Raw genomic sequence first — 14190 nt, forward strand, 5'->3', positions numbered from 1 at the left:
GAACCGGCGCGTGGCGGCGCTCCCGCCGCATCGGGCGCCCCGGTCCCACCCAGCTCCGGTCGCCGACCGCGCCGGACCCAGCAGAATCGAGGAGCAGGATGACCGCCACACACCCTACGCACGGGCATTCGACGGCGAAGCGCGGCTGGGCCACCGGCATGACGGCCTTCGCTGCGATCATGCTCATGATCACCGGGATCCTGGCCGTCATGCGCGGCATCGCGGCGATCGCCGAGGACGAGGTCTTCGTCTCGACCCGCAACTACATCTTCGAGTTCGACCTCACCGGCTGGGGCTGGACCCACCTCGCCCTAGGCGTGGTCGCCGTGCTGGTCAGCATGGGCCTCTTCCAGGGGTCGGGCTGGGCGCGCGTCGTCGGCGTGGGCATCGCCGCCCTCGTCATCATCGCCAACTTCCTCTCCCTGCCGGCCTACCCGGTCTGGTCCGTGATCATGATCGCGATGTCAGGGTTCATCATCTGGGCCCTGTGCACGCCACGCAGGGGTGAGGCCTGAGCCCCTCATGGCTCAGGCCCTGGTGCGGACCAGCAGCAGGGCCACGTCGTCGTCCGGCTCCGGACTCAGCGCGCTGAGCAGGCTGTCGCTCGCGCGCTGAAGGCTGGGCCCCGCGTGCTGGAGCAACCGGGTGAGCGTGCCGAGGCCGGTGTCGATGGGCTCCCCGCGGTTCTCGACCAGGCCGTCCGTGTACAGGGCGAGCAGGGAGCCCGGGGCGAGTTCCACCTCCACGGTGCCGAACTCCACGCCGCCGACTCCGAGGGGGACACCGCCCGGCACGTCGACGAGGCGCGCACTGCCGTCCGCCCCGGCGAGCACCGGCGGCAGATGCCCGGCGCTGGACAGCTCGCACGCGCCGCGCCGCAGGTCGCACACGGCGTAGACGCACGTCGCGATCGCGTCGCCGAGCGAGCCGGCGATGTCGTCGAGGTGCCGCAGCAGCTCGGCGGGCGGCAGGTCCAGCCGGGCCAGCGCCCGGGTCGCCGTGCTCAGCTGTCCCATGATCGCCGCGGCCTGGACACCCTTGCCCATGACGTCCCCGACGATCAGTCCGGTGCGTCCCGGACCCAGCGGGAGGACGTCGTACCAGTCGCCGCCGACCTCGCTGAGGGCCGGGCGGTAACGGGCGGCGATGTCCAGGCCTTCCCGCTCCGCGGGCGTGCTCGGGAGCAGGCTGCGCTGCAGGGTCAGGGCGGTGCCGCGCTCGCGACCGTAGAGGCGGGCGTTGTCTATGCAGATCGCGGCGCGCGCGGCGAGTTCCGAGGCGAGCACCCGGTCCTGGTCGTCGAAGGGGCGCTCGTTGACCGTGCGGTACAGCGAGAGCGTCCCGAGCACCTTGCCCCGGGCCATCAGCGGCAACGCCAGGTAGGAGTGGGCACCGGCCTCGTGCAGGGCCTGGGCGGCACGTGAGTCCCGGGCCAGACGCCGCAGCATCGTGCCGTCCACACGCTCGACCAGGACCGGGCGGGCGCTGCGGACGCACTGCGTGATGATCCGCGACGAGCCGTACGTGGCGAGCTCGCCCACCGGGTCGGCGGCGTGGATGGCGTCGGTGGGGTAGCCGGCCGCGACGGCCAGCGCTCGGAACTCGGCCGGGGAGCCGCCCGACACGGGCGTGATGGTGCCGCTGGACACGACCGATTCCAGGACGTCCACGGCGGCCAGGTCCGCCAGATGCGGCACGACCACGTCGGCCAGTTCCCGGGCGGTCTGCTGGAGATCCAGCGTGGTGCCGATCTTCATCCCCGCGTCGGCGATCACCGACAGGTGCTGGCGTGCCTGTGCGACCTCGGCCGCGGCCTGCTGGCGCTCGGTGACGTCCAGCACGGCCATCGCGAGCCCGAGGACCCGGCCGTCGGTGTCCTCGATGCGGTGGTACGACTCCGAGTAGGCGCGGTCCTGGACGTCCGCGGCCGTCCGGCCGACGGTCTGCTGGTCGAGCAGGGGTCTGCCGGTCTCCAGGACGTGCCGCATCCGCGTCTCGATGGCCGCCACGTCCAGGTCCGGAAGCACCTCCCCGACCCGGCGCCCCAGCACGGCCTCCTCGGGCACGCCGTTGATCCGCTCCAGTGCGGGGTTGACACCGACCCAGCGCAGGTCGTTGTCGAAGACGGCGATGCCGAGCGGGGTCTGGTTGACGAGGCTGTGGGACAGGGCGAGGTCGCGCTCCACCTTGCGTACGGTCCTCGCGTCCGTGGCGAGCCCCAGCAGGTGGGGCTGCCCTTCGGGGTCGAGGAGGCGCATCGTACGGAACTCCACGGCCCGTTCCGTGCCGTCGCGGTGCCGCAGCGGGAACACCCCGGCCCACCGCGCCCCCGTGCTGACCTGGGCGAACAGTTCCCTGCCCCGGGGGCGGTTCTCGGGGGAGACCAGGAGGGTGTCCGCGCGCTGCCGCAGGGCCTCCTCCGCGGTCCAGCCGAGCAGCCGCTCGATCTCGGGGCTCCACAGCGCGATGTGCCCGCCCGCGTCGAGGACCACGGCCGCGACCTTCAGCAGATCCAGCAGCCCGCCGGGCGCGGCCGTGACGGCGTCGCGGTCCGAGGTCGCGTAGCCGTTCATGCGGGCCGCTCCTTCCGGCGCGGCAAAGGTACCGCCATGATCTGTTGTGCGGGCTGTCCGATGAGGTCACATTACGGTCGGAGCAGCGGCACTGTCGCGCCGAAATGACAAAAAACGAGCGGGTCGGCACCCGCAGGGGGAGGGGGCGGCATCGTGGAGGACTGGACGTTGCGGGAGAGCCTGCTGACGGGGTCGGGGACGGTGCGCTGGGACCGGTTGGGCGATCCCGGCGGAGAGCCGGTCGTGCTGCTGCACGGGACGCCCTTCTCGTCGTACGTGTGGCACGAGATCGCACCCGCCCTCGCCGCCGTCGGGCACCACGTCCACGTCTGGGACATGGCGGGCTACGGTACCTCCGGCATGTACCCCGGCCAGGACGTCTCACTGGCTGCCCAGGGCCGGATCTTCACCGAGCTGCTGGCGCACTGGGGGCTGCGGGAGCCGTCCGTGGTCGCGCACGACTTCGGCGGGTGCGTGGCACTGCGCGCCCACCTGCTGCACGGGGCCCGCTACCGGCGGCTCGCCCTGGTCGACCCGGTGGCCCTGGAGCCCTGGGGATCCCCCTTCTTCCGCCTGGTCGGGGAGCACAGTCAGGTCTTCGAGCAGCTCCCGGCGGCGCTCCACGAGGCCCTGGTGCGCGAGTACGTCTCCTCCGCCGGCCACCTCGGACTGCGCCCCGCCGCGCTCGACGCGTTGGTGCGGCCCTGGACGGGGGAGGAGGGGCAAGCGGCGTTCTACCGGCAGATCGCGCAGGCCGACCAGCGCTACACCGACGAGATCCAGCCGCTCTACCCGGCCATCGACCTGCCCGTCACCGTGTGCTGGGGCACCGAGGACTCCTGGATCCCCTTCGCCAAGGGGGAGGAACTCGCGGCCTTGATCCCGGGGGCGCGGCTGGTACCCGTCCCGGAAGCGGGTCATCTCGTCCCGCTGGACGCGCCCGCCCGGCTCACGAGCGAGCTGCTCGCCTTCCTCATGGCCTGAACCATCAGGACCGCACAAAGTCCGACGAGGTCATTGCTTCGATTGTGTGCGAGTCCTAGGGTGTGCCTGCTCAGCAGTTGCTCCGTCACCGTCAGTTGCCACGGGACTCAACAGAAACACCCATCCCGGATGGGCAGTTGAGGATCGCATCTGACGTGCCCTCAGTCCGTGCAGCACCGCACCTGTCGAACCGAGGAAGGCCACGTTCATGCCGCACCCCCCGCATCCGTCCCCCGCCGACCGGCCCGTCGTCAGCCGCCGTCGTCTGCTGGAGGGAGGAGCCGCCGTGCTCGGCGCGCTCGCCCTCTCGGCGTCGCCCACCGCCTCGCACGCGGCCGGCCGGCGCCCGGCGGCGGACGGCCCTCCGGAGTGGAACGACGGCCTGAGCGTGTACCGGGTGGGCACCGAGCCACCGCACACCACCCTCATGCCCTACGCGGACCTCGGACAGGCCCTGAAGGGCGACCGCGAGCGCTCGCCGTACCGGCTGAGCCTCGACGGCACCTGGAAGTTCGCCTACGCGGACCGGCCCGACGACCGGGACCCGGACTTCTACGGCACCGACGTCGACGACTCCGGCTGGGACACCATCCCCGTGCCCTCGGCCTGGCAGATGCACGGCTACGACTTCCCGATCTACGTCAACATCACCTACCCCTGGTGGGGCCCCAACGGCGGCGGCGAGAACGCCCAGCCGCCCGCCGCCCCGACCCGCTACAACCCCGTCGGCCAGTACCGCCGCACGTTCACCGTGCCCCGCACCTGGTCGGGCCGGCGCACCTTCCTGCACTTCGAGGGCGTCAAGTCCGCCCACTACGTGTGGATCAACGGCGAGCTGGCGGGCTACCACGAGGACTCCTACACCTCCGCCGAGTACGACATCACCCCCCACCTCAAGCCGGGCACCAACCAGATCGCCGTCGAGGTGTACCGCTACTCCGACGCGGAGTGGCTGGAGGACCAGGACATGATCCGGCTGAGCGGCATCTTCCGCTCGGTCCACCTGTACTCCACGCCCAGCGTGCACCTGCGCGACTTCAAGCTGGACACCCCTCTCGGTGACGGCTACACCTCCGCCGAGCTCAAGGTCACCGCGCACGTGCGCGACTACGGCGGCAAGGGCGCGGGCCGCTACACCGTCGAGACCCAGCTCTACGACGCGCGCGGCCACGCCGTCTGGTCCCGGCCCCTGAACCGATCCGCCGACGTCCCCGACGGCGACGAGGTGACGGTCGAGGCGTCCAGAGCCGTGCCCGCCCCGAAGCTGTGGTCGGCCGAGCACCCGAACCTCTACACCGCCGTGCTCCGCCTGCGCGACCCGGCCGGCAAGGTGGTCGAGACCCTCTCGCACCGGGTCGGCTTCCGTGAGTTCGCGCTGAAGGACGGCCTGATGCGCATCAACGGCAAGCCGGTCTCCTTCCGCGGCACCAACCGGCACGAGATGCACCCCGTCACCGGCTCGGCGCTCACCCGCGCGCAGATGGTCGAGGACATCGAGATCATCAAGCGCCTCAACATCAACAGCGTCCGCACCTCGCACTACCCCAACAACCCGCTGTGGCTCGAACTCGCCGACGAGTACGGCCTGTACCTCGTCGACGAGACCAACCTGGAGACCCACGGCATCCGCGACAGGTTCCCGGGAAGCGGCCACCCCGAGTGGACCGAGGCGTGTGTGGTCCGCGCCCAGAACATGGTCCACCGCGACAAGAACCACGCCTCGGTGGTCATCTGGTCCCTCGGCAACGAGGCGGGCGGCGGCACCACCTTCAATGCCATGCACGACTGGATCCGCTCCTACGACCCCACCCGCGTCATCCAGTACGAGGGCGACGACCGCCCGGGCATCAGCGACATCCGCTCCGAGATGTACGACAGCCCGCAGCGGGTCGAGCAGCGCGCCAAGGACACGAGCGACACCCGGCCGTACGTGATGATCGAGTACTCGCACGGCATGGGCAACTCCAACGGCAACTTCAAGAAGTACTGGGACATCGTCCGCCGCTACGACGTCCTCCAGGGCGGCTGGATCTGGGACTTCGTCGACCAGGCCCTGAGCTGGCCCACCCCCACCCGCAAGCTGCTGACCGAGTCCGGCCCGGGCTCGCTGCGCGGCGAGATCATCGCGCCCGCCGGCACCTTCGACCGCGCCAAGGGCGTCTCGGGCGGCACCGTCTTCCCCCGCGACACCCGCCTCGACCTCACCGGCTCCCTGACCCTGGAGGCCTGGGTCACCCCGGACGTCACCGGCGGCCATCAGCCCATCATCGCCAAGGGCGACACCCAGTACGCCCTCAAGCAGACCGACAAGAACCTGGAGTTCTTCATCCACGGCGGCGGCCAGTGGGTCACCGCGAGCTGGGCCCTGCCCGAGGGCTGGACCGGGAAGGAACACCACATCGCCGGCGTCTTCGACGCGGACGCGGGCACGCTCACCCTGTACGTCGACGGCCAGGTGCGCGGCACCAGGACCGCCACCCGCCGCCCCGCCGACAACACCGCCTCCCTCTCGCTCGCCACCGACGTCGACAACCCGACCCGGGAGTTCAGCGGCACCATCCGCCGGGCCCGCGTGTACGCCCGCGCCTTGGGCGCCGCGGAGCTGGCATCGGACACGCGCAAGCCCGACGACGAGGGCGTGCGCTTCTGGTTCGACGCCGCCACCGCCGGCCTCACCGAGAAGCGCCCGCGCGACAAGACGTTCTACGCCTACGGCGGTGACTGGGGCGACAACCCCAACGACGGTGCCTTCGCCGGCGACGGCATCGTCCTGCCCGACCGCACCCTCACCGGCAAGTCCGCCGAGGTCAAGCAGATCTACCAGGCCGTCAACGCCACCCCGGCTTCAGGCGGCCCCGGCGCCGTCACGCTCACCAACGAGTACCTGTTCACCAATCTCCGGGAGTTCGACGGCCGTTGGTCCCTCGTCGCCGACGGCAAGGTCGTCCAGCGCGGCCGGCTGACCCGCGACCAGCTGGACGTGGCTCCGCTGAGCAGCAAGGACATCAAGGTCCCGGTGCGGATCCCGGCCAGGCCCGAGCCCGGCACGGAGTACTTCCTCCAGGTCTCCTTCATCACGAGGGAGGCCACCCCATGGGCGAAGGCCGGCTTCGAGGTGGCCAAGCAGCAGCTCGCCCTCGACACGGACAGCCCGGCCGTGAAGCCCGCCCCGCTGCGGAGCGTGCCCGCCCTGAGCCACACCGACGGGGACAAGACCGTCACGGTCAGGGGCAAGGGCTTCGCCGTCACCGTCGACAAGGGCACCGGAACCATCACCTCCTACGAGGCGGGCGGCACCCGTCTCCTCACCTCCGGACCCGTCCCCAACTTCTGGCGCGCGCCCACCGACAACGACCGGGGCAACGGCCAGCACACCCGCAACCAGACCTGGCGCGACGCCGGCGCGAAGCGGAAGGTGTCGGACGTACGCGTCCGGCCCCTGGCCGACCGGGCCGTCGAGGTCACCGTCACCGGCACGCTGCCCACCAGCACGGAGTCCACGTTCAGCACGACGTACACGGTCTTCGGCAACGGCGAGATCAAGGTCGACAACACCCTGCACCCGGGCGCGGCGAACCTGCCGTACATCCCGGAGGTCGGAACCCTGCTGTTCCTGCCGCGGAGCCTGGACCGGCTGCACTACTACGGCCGGGGCCCCGAGGAGAACATGTGGGACCGCAACAACGCCACCGACGTGGGCCTGTACTCCGGCACCGTCTCCGGGCAGTGGACCTCCTATCTGCGCCCCCAGGAGAACGGCAACAAGACCGACGTCCGCTGGGCCGCGCTGACCGACCGCCGGGGACGCGGACTGCTCGTGAGCGGTGAACCGCTGGTGGAGGTCAACGCCTCGCACTTCACCCCCGAGGACCTCTCCGTCGGAGCCCGCCACGACTACCAGCTCACTCCCCGGGACGCCGTGGTGCTGCGCATCAACCACCGCCAGATGGGCGTGGGCGGCGACAACAGCTGGGGCGCGCACACCCACGACGAGTTCAAGCTGCTCGCGAACCGCGACTACGCGTACACCTACCGGCTGCGTCCGCTCACGCGGGTGAGCGAGGCGATGGAGGCCTCGCGACGGCCGACCGCCACCGACTAGAACCGACGGTGGGACAGCGGCGCCGCCTCAGTCGGCGGCGTCGCTGATGCCGAGCCGCAGATGCTCCACGTGGTACACGGCCTGGTCGAGCAGCTCGGCGACATGGTGGTCGTGCAGCGCGTAGACCACCGAACGGCCCTGCCGCTCGCCCACGACGAGGCCCAGATTGCGCAGCAGCCGCAGCTGGTGGGAGCAGGCCGACTGCTCCATGCCCACCTCGGCGGCCAACTCCGTGGCCGGCAGCGGGCCTTCGCGCAGCCGGGCGAGGATGAGCAGCCGGGAGGGCGTGGACAGGGCCTGGAGCGTGGTGGCGACCTTCGCGACGTTGTCCGCGTCCAGGCGTACGCGCTCGGCGGCGTCCTGCGCGGGAGTGACGGCTCCATGACCCATGCCGTCATCGTACCGGCCCCGCACGAACACATGAATGAATCTTCATCTGTCTCGGTGCGGCGCCGAAGCGCACCACACGTCGATGTCGGATTCTCGCCAGCCCCGTACCGCCCCGTGCCGGATGCTGGACCCATGCAGATGGGGATGCACACCGACACCGAGCGCTGCGTGCGCGCCGTCCGGTCGAAGGACGCGCGCTTCGACGGCTGGTTCTTCACGGCCGTCCTGACCACCGGCATCTACTGCCGGCCCAGTTGCCCGGTGGTGCCGCCGAAGCCGGAGAACATGGTCTTCCACCCCAGCGCGGCGGCCTGCCAGCAGGCCGGGTTCCGGGCCTGCAAGCGCTGCCGGCCCGACACCAGCCCCGGCTCCCCGGAGTGGAACCAGCGGGCCGACCTCGTGGCCCGCGCCATGCGGCTGATCGCCGACGGGGTCGTGGACCGCGAGGGAGTGCCCGGCCTCGCCGGCCGGCTCGGCTACAGCACCCGGCAGATCGAACGCCAGCTCTTCGCCGAGCTGGGCGCGGGCCCCCTCGCGCTCGCCCGCGCCCAGCGCGCCCAGACGGCCCGGCTGCTCATCGAGACGACCGCCCTGCCCATGGCGCAGATCGCCTTCGCCGCCGGCTTCGCCTCGATCCGCACCTTCAACGACACGGTCCGCGAGGTCTTCGCCCTGTCCCCGAGCGAGCTGCGCGCCCGCGCCCCGAAACGGCAGGGCGCGAGCACCCCCGGCGCCCTGTCCCTGCGACTGCCGTTCCGCGCCCCGCTCAACCCCGACAACCTCTTCGGCCACCTCGCCGCGACGGCCGTACCCGGCGTGGAGGAGTGGCGCGACGGCTCCTACCGCCGCACCCTGCGCCTGCCGTACGGCCACGGCATCGTGGCCCTCACCCCGAACCCGGACCACATCGCCTGCCGCCTCACCCTCAGCGACCTGCGCGATCTGACCGTCGCCATCAGCCGCTGCCGCCGCCTGCTCGACCTGGACGCCGACCCGGTCGCGATCGACGACCAGCTGCGCGCCGACCCGGTCCTGGCGCCCCTGGTGGACAAGGCGCCCGGGCGGCGGGTGCCGCGCACGGTCGACGAGGCCGAGTTCGCCGTCCGGGCCGTGCTCGGCCAGCAGGTCTCCACCGCCGCCGCCCGCACCCACGCGGCCCGCCTGGTCACCGCGCACGGCGAACCGGTCGAAGACCCCGAGGGCGGCCTCACCCACCTCTTCCCGGCCTCCGAGGCCCTCGCGGCGCTCGACCCCGAGACGCTGGCGATGCCGCGTACCCGCCGTACCACCTTCACCACCCTGGTCGGCCGGCTCGCCGACGGCGACCTGCACCTGGGCGTCGAGAGCGACTGGCCGCGCACCCGCGCCGAGCTCCTCGCCCTGCCCGGATTCGGCCCCTGGACGGTGGACGTCATCGCCATGCGCGCCCTCGGCGACCCCGACGCCTTCCTCCCCACCGACCTCGGCATCCGCCGCGCCGCCCGGGAACTGGGCCTGCCCTCCACCCCGGTCGCCCTCACCGCCCGTGCGGAGGGCTGGCGCCCCTGGCGGGCCTACGCGGTCCAGTACCTCTGGGCGACCGACAGCCACCCGATCAACTTCCTTCCGGTATAGGGACGTCCGATGAAGCAGCACACCGTGACCGACAGCCCGTACGGCCCCCTCACCCTCGTCGCCGAGGACGGCGTCCTGTGCGGCCTCTACATGACCGACCAGCGCCACCGCCCGCAGCAGGAGAACTTCGGCACCCGCGACGACACCCTCTTCGCGGAGGCGGAGGAGCAGCTGAAGGCCTACTTCGCGGGCGAGCTGAAGGAGTTCACCGTCGAACTGCGCCTGACCGGCACCCCGTTCCAGCGCGCCGTCTGGGAGGAACTGCGCCGCATCCCCTACGGCGAGACCCGCACCTACGGCCGGCTCGCCGACACCCTCGGCACCCCCACCGCCTCCCGCGCCGTCGGCCTCGCCAACGGCCGCAACCCCATCGGCATCATCGTCCCCTGCCATCGCGTCATCGGCGCCAACGGCAGCCTGACCGGCTACGGCGGCGGCCTGGAGCGCAAGCAGCGCCTGCTGGACTTCGAGCGGGGCGCGGCCCTGTTCTAGGGCGAGGTGTTCCAGGGGGTCGCCCCGAGGCCGCGCAGCAGCTCCGGCAGCGCCGTGCCGATGGGATCGCGGACGATCTCGTCGGCACGGTCGTCGTACGGGGTCGGCTCGGCGTTGACGATGATCAGGCGAGCGCCGTGATCGGCGGCCACACCGGCGAGACCGGCGGCGGGCTGGACCTGAAGGCTCGTGCCGACGGCGACGAAGACCTGGCAGGCCTTGCTGACGGCGGCCGCCTCGCCGAGGACGACGGGGTCGAGCCGCTCACCGAACATCACCGTCGCCGGCTTCAGGATCCCGCCGCACTCGAGGCACGGCGGGTCCTCCTCACCGGCCTCGACCCGGGCCAGCGCGTCCGCCATCGGGCCGCGGGCGTGGCAGCCGGTGCAGACGAAACTCCGCGCCGAGCCGTGCAGTTCGAGCACCTTGCGGGCCGGCATCCCGGCGAGCTGGTGCAGCCCGTCCACGTTCTGCGTGATCACCCGTACCGGCACGCCGGACCGCTCCAGCTCCGCCACCGCCCGGTGCGCGGCGTTGGGCTGGGCCCGCAGTGCCCCCGTCTCGCGCCGCATCAGCCAGGAGCGGCGGCGGATCTCGGCATCGCCCATGTAGTAGTCGTACGTGACGAGCTTCTCGGCCTCGGGATCCCGCCGCCACAGCCCGTTGGGCCCGCGGTAGTCCGGGATGCCGGAATCCGTGCTGATGCCGGCACCGGTGAGCAGCGCGACGAGCGGTTTGGTCATGCCGTCGACAGTAGGACGGGCCGCGGTGCGGCGGCGAGCGGTTATCGCACGGGGTACCGAGGGGAGCGGCCGGGCCGGTCAGAACACCCGCCGACCGTTCTCCAGCTCCGCCGTGCCCGAGCCGTCCGCCAGGACATCCAGGGCGGTCAGGACCCGGCCGCAGTGCGCGCGCGGCAGGTACTCGGTCAGTTCCTCGCGCGCCACCAGCCGCCAGGACAGCAGCTCCTCCTCCTGGAGGCGGATCGCCTTGAGCTCGTCTTCGCTCAGCACCCCGCCGTCGTACACGTACGCCACCAAGGGCGGACGGCCCGCGCCCTGCACCCAGTCCACCGTCAGCAGTTGGCCGAGCTGACGGTCGAGGCCGATCTCCTCGGCCGTCTCGCGCCGCGCACCCTGCCGCGGGGTCTCGCCGTCGTCGGACTCGACGGTGCCGCCGGGCAGCGTCCAGCCCTCCCGGTAGTTGGGCTCGACGAGCAGCACACGGCCCTCGCCGTCCCGGAACAGCGCGGCGGCGCCGGCCAGGACGCGGGGCAGGGAGGCGATGTAGGCGGCGTAGTCAGCAGAGGTGGTCATCGGTGCAGGGTAACCACCGGGGCCCGCCGCATCCCCCCGCGCGTCAGGCCGGCGGCGCCTCCGCCAGCCGCAGCGTCCGTTCCGCCAGCTCGCTGATCCGCACCCCGTCGAAGCCGAACACCGCGCTGCGGACCGTGTCCTCCAGCGGGGTCTTCCACTGGCCGGGGATGGCCGCCGCCCCGCCGAACACGCCGGCCACCGAGCCGGCGGTCGCGCCGTTGGAGTCGGTGTCCAGGCCGCCGCGGACCGTGAGCGTGATGGTCCGGGTGAAGTCGCCGTCGCCGTAGAGCAGGCCGGCGGTGAGGACGGCCGCGTTCGGCACGGAGTGGATCCAGCCCATCCCGGTGGTCTCCTCGGCGAGCGTGGTGAGCGTGTCCTCCCAGGACATCCGGGTGTCGTGCAGAGCGACCACCCGGCGTACCGCGCGGGCGAGCCGGCTGCTCGCCGGGATCACGGCCAGGGCCTCGTCGACGGCGTGCCGCACGGTGGGCGCCGTGAACGCCGCGGCGATCAGCGCCGCCGCCCACATCGCGCCGTACACCCCGTTGCCGGTGTGCGACAGCACCGCGTCCCGCCGGGCGAGCAGGGCGGCGCGGCGCGGGACACCCGGGCAGGTCCAGCCGAAGACGTCGGCCCGGATGAGGGCGCCGATCCACTCCTGGTACGGGTTGTCGTACGTCGCCGTCAGTGGCGGCTTGAGCCCGTTGGCCAGGTTGCGGTACGCGGCCCGCTCGGCGGTGAACGTCTGCAGGTAGGGCAGGCGCAGCAGCCACAGGTCGCCGACCTGCTCGGTGGTGAAGCCGAAGCCGTGGGTCTCCAGCAGGTCGAGGCCGAGGATCGCGTAGTCGACGTCGTCGTCGCGGCAGCTGCCGTGGATGCGGCCGCGGACGCAGCTGCGCCACTCGGGGCGCAGCGCGAAGCCGTCGTGCTCGCTGATCGGCTCGGGCAGGTAGTCGGTCAGCGGCAGGGCCGCGGCCTGTCGGAGGTAGCGGTCGATACGGTCGCGGGTCCACACCTCCCCCTGCTCGACCGGCTTGCCGAGCATGTTGCCCGCGATGCGGCCCTGCCAGCCGCCGAGGATGCGGTTGCCGAGGTCTGTGTCGGAGCGTGCGGGGGTCATGGTGAAGGTCTACCCGTTTCGGGAGCGGGGGCTGCGGTGTGTTCGGTGCCGCGGCTTCGTCGGGGCCGGCCGCGCAGTTTCCCCGCGCCCCTGAGGCGAAGGCCCCCTGGTCCATGAGATGGGCACGTGCTGACGGCGGGGGCGTCCTCCGGTTAAGGTCACAGCGGCGCGACTGGCCCTGACGTGCGTGAGGGCCCGGAGAGCAAGGGGAGTGCAAGTGGCGGACGCTGCAGTGAGCGGTACCCGGAAGGCACAGCGGGTGCTCGTCGCCGCGGACAAGTTCAAGGGGTCGCTGACGGCCGTGGAGGTCGCCGAGCGGGTCACGGCGGGGTTGCGCCATGTCCTGCCGGACCTCGAGGTCGAGGCGCTGCCCGTGGCCGACGGCGGCGACGGGACCGTGGCCGCGGCGGTCGCGGCCGGGTTCGAACGCCGGGAGGTACGGGTCGCCGGACCCCTCGGCGACGAGGTGACGGCGGCGTTCGCGCTGCGTGAGGGCACCGCGGTCGTGGAGATGGCCGAGGCGAGCGGGCTGCAACGGCTGCCCGCCGGGGTCTTCGCCCCGCTCACGGCGTCCACGTACGGCTCCGGCGAGCTGCTGCGGGCCGCTCTGGACGCGGGAGCCCGCACGATCGTCTTCGGGGTCGGCGGCAGCGCCACCACCGACGGCGGCGCCGGGATGCTGTCGGCGCTGGGTGCCCGGTTCCTGGACGCCGACGGGGAGCCGGTGCCCCCGGGCGGCGGCGGACTCGCCGAGCTGTCCACCGCCGATCTGTCGGGCCTCGACCCGCGCCTCGCCGAGATCGAGCTCGTCCTCGCGAGCGACGTCGACAACCCGCTGACCGGCCCGAAGGGCGCCCCCGCGGTCTACGGCCCGCAGAAGGGCGCCTCGCCCGACGACGTGAAGGCCCTGGACGCCGCCCTCGCGCACTTCGCGAAGGTGCTGGGGGGCCCGGCCGGCCGGAAGGCCGCCGAGTACGCGGCGTCGCCGGGTGCGGGCGCTGCGGGCGGCATCGGCTACGGCGCCCTGCTGCTCGGCGCCCGGTTCCGTCCCGGCATCGAGGTCATGCTCGACGTCCTGGGCTTCGCCCCCGCTCTGGAGCGCGCCGACCTGGTCATCACCGGCGAGGGCTCCCTCGACGAGCAGACTCTCCACGGCAAGGCACCGGCGGGCGTGGCCGCGGCGGCCCGGGCCGCGGACAAGGACGTCGTGGCGGTCTGTGGCCGCCTGGCCCTGCTGCCCCAGACCCTGGGCCGCGCCGGTTTCCGCCGGGCCTACCCCCTCACGGACGCGGAACCGGACGTCGCGAAGTGCATCGCCGAGGCCGGACCGATCCTGGAACGGGTGGCGGAGCGGATCGCGCGGGACTTCCTGACCTGAACCGTCACGGCAGGGGGATCAGCACACCGTTCCCGGAAGCAGCTGCCGGAGCTCTGGCCCTCCACCGTGCCGTTCTCGGACCACTGCTTGGACATCTGGTGCACCGAAAAACGGGTGTGGGACGGGCCGTCCAAGCACGGGACAAACCCCTCAGTGCCGGGAAGAGAGCCAAGCAACTGCGCCGCCCACGCCCCCCTGCGGTTGTCCCCGAAAGTTTTTCC

Annotated in this window: 11 protein-coding genes; 6 read left to right on the forward strand and 5 right to left on the reverse strand. The window is 72.3% G+C overall.

Translation table 11 applies throughout. The features are described from left to right. The first annotated feature begins 98 nt into the window (after positions 1 to 98). Positions 99 to 515, forward strand: a complete 417-nt coding sequence (locus ACZ7EG_RS22970) for a DUF7144 family membrane protein (protein WP_471081805.1) — start codon at positions 99 to 101, stop codon at positions 513 to 515. A gap of 12 nt (positions 516 to 527) precedes the next feature. Here ACZ7EG_RS22970 and ACZ7EG_RS22975 read toward each other — a convergent pair whose 3' ends face one another. Continuing rightward, entirely contained in the window at positions 528 to 2573 is a 2046-nt protein-coding gene (locus ACZ7EG_RS22975; protein WP_471081808.1) for a SpoIIE family protein phosphatase, read from the reverse strand. 153 nt (positions 2574 to 2726) lie between these two features. On the opposite strand from ACZ7EG_RS22975, the gene ACZ7EG_RS22980 reads away from it, so the two are divergent. Then, complete coding sequence (locus tag ACZ7EG_RS22980; RefSeq protein WP_471081811.1) at positions 2727 to 3557, forward strand: alpha/beta fold hydrolase; 831 nt, start codon at positions 2727 to 2729, stop codon at positions 3555 to 3557. Positions 3558 to 3765: 208 nt separating this feature from the next. After that, the gene (locus ACZ7EG_RS22985) at positions 3766 to 7659 is read left to right on the forward strand and encodes a glycoside hydrolase family 2 TIM barrel-domain containing protein (RefSeq protein WP_471081814.1); all 3894 of its coding nucleotides are present in this window, start codon (positions 3766 to 3768) and stop codon (positions 7657 to 7659) included. A 27-nt stretch (positions 7660 to 7686) separates the two neighbouring features. Here ACZ7EG_RS22985 and ACZ7EG_RS22990 read toward each other — a convergent pair whose 3' ends face one another. Then, positions 7687 to 8049, reverse strand: a complete 363-nt coding sequence (locus ACZ7EG_RS22990) for an ArsR/SmtB family transcription factor (RefSeq protein WP_053671172.1) — start codon at positions 8047 to 8049, stop codon at positions 7687 to 7689. Between the two features lie 132 nt (positions 8050 to 8181). Between ACZ7EG_RS22990 and ACZ7EG_RS22995 the strand changes: the two genes are divergently transcribed. Together ACZ7EG_RS22995 and ACZ7EG_RS23000 are read left to right on the forward strand one after the other, a co-directional pair. Further along, positions 8182 to 9663, forward strand: coding sequence for an AlkA N-terminal domain-containing protein (locus tag ACZ7EG_RS22995; RefSeq protein WP_471081819.1), 1482 nt, complete (start codon positions 8182 to 8184; stop codon positions 9661 to 9663). A 9-nt stretch (positions 9664 to 9672) separates the two neighbouring features. After that, positions 9673 to 10155, forward strand: coding sequence for a methylated-DNA--[protein]-cysteine S-methyltransferase (locus ACZ7EG_RS23000; RefSeq protein WP_471081822.1), 483 nt, complete (start codon positions 9673 to 9675; stop codon positions 10153 to 10155). Here ACZ7EG_RS23000 and ACZ7EG_RS23005 read toward each other — a convergent pair. The 3 genes from ACZ7EG_RS23005 to ACZ7EG_RS23015 all read right to left on the reverse strand — a co-directional run bounded on the left by ACZ7EG_RS23005 (position 10152) and on the right by ACZ7EG_RS23015 (position 12591). Next, complete coding sequence (locus ACZ7EG_RS23005) at positions 10152 to 10898, reverse strand: SIR2 family NAD-dependent protein deacylase (protein ID WP_471081825.1); 747 nt, start codon at positions 10896 to 10898, stop codon at positions 10152 to 10154. The genes ACZ7EG_RS23000 and ACZ7EG_RS23005 overlap by 4 nt on opposite strands. 78 nt (positions 10899 to 10976) lie before the next feature. After that, positions 10977 to 11471 carry an NUDIX domain-containing protein gene (locus ACZ7EG_RS23010; RefSeq protein WP_471081828.1) on the reverse strand — a complete coding sequence of 165 codons (495 nt, stop codon included), beginning with the start codon at positions 11469 to 11471 and terminating at the stop codon, positions 10977 to 10979. A 43-nt stretch (positions 11472 to 11514) separates the two neighbouring features. Further along, entirely contained in the window at positions 11515 to 12591 is a 1077-nt protein-coding gene (locus ACZ7EG_RS23015) for an ADP-ribosylglycohydrolase family protein (protein ID WP_471081831.1), read from the reverse strand. Positions 12592 to 12850: 259 nt separating this feature from the next. On the opposite strand from ACZ7EG_RS23015, the gene ACZ7EG_RS23020 reads away from it, so the two are divergent. After that, on the forward strand, positions 12851 to 13969 hold the full coding sequence (locus tag ACZ7EG_RS23020; RefSeq protein WP_471081910.1) for a glycerate kinase: 1119 nt from the start codon (positions 12851 to 12853) through the stop codon (positions 13967 to 13969). The last annotated feature ends 221 nt before the right edge of the window (positions 13970 to 14190 follow it).

It is taken from the genome of Streptomyces sp. NPDC037100, assembly GCF_055606225.1.